1 pseudogene is annotated in these 727 nt (G+C 72.2%); it reads right to left on the reverse strand.

Annotated elements, in window-relative coordinates:
* Positions 1-664, reverse strand: a pseudogene (fbiC, locus tag BHE97_RS19075) (7,8-didemethyl-8-hydroxy-5-deazariboflavin synthase); the annotation flags it as partial.
* Positions 665-727 lie beyond the last annotated feature (63 nt).

A 727-nucleotide genomic window follows, 5' to 3' on the forward strand; every position in this document is an offset into this window, starting at 1 on the left:
GCGTACGCGAGCCGCAGGGTAGTCTACAATGCTGCTGGAAGATGGGCAGCCGGGACGGCCGCGAGTCCGCCGTGCGGCCCGTGGTGTCGATCGTGGTGTGCAGGTCCGTGCGCCCGGTGTCGGTCCAGCCGCCGTCCGGCTCCTGCCACGGTCGCCCGATCACCTGCGCCGCGGGATCGGCGAGGCCGTCGGGTGCGGTGAGCGCGTCGACATGGCCGCGCAACCGCGGATCGAGCCATGGCTCGCGCAGATAGGGCGGGTGGATCGTCAGCCGCTCGCGTAGCGCGAAGCCCTCGGACTCGCACAGCTCGGTGAGCCGGTCGAGCTGGGGCCAGGGCCGTTCGGGGTTGACGTGATCGGGGGTCAGGGGGCTGATGCCGCCGAAGTCGTCGATACCGGCGTCCAGCAGCGAACGGCACTCATCGAGCTCCACGAGATTCGGGGGCGCCTGCAATCGCACCGACGGACCGAGCACGACCCGGCACGTGGCGATCGCCGCCAGATACTCCTCCACACCGAGGTCATCGGCATGTCGCATCGCGGTGTCCGGCTTGGCGCGGAAGTTCTGGACGATGACCTCCTGGATCGCACCATGCTCGCGGCTGATCCGGCGCAGCTCCATGACGCTCTCGGCCCGCCCGGTCCCGTCCTCGCCGCTCCCCATCAGCCGACCGGCCGCGCACGGCCCCCCCAGACCGCCCCCCCCCCCCCGCGCCCACCCCCCCCC

The sequence above is a fragment of the Aeromicrobium sp. PE09-221 genome, from assembly GCF_002174305.1.
Lineage (GTDB): Bacteria > Actinomycetota > Actinomycetes > Propionibacteriales > Nocardioidaceae > Aeromicrobium.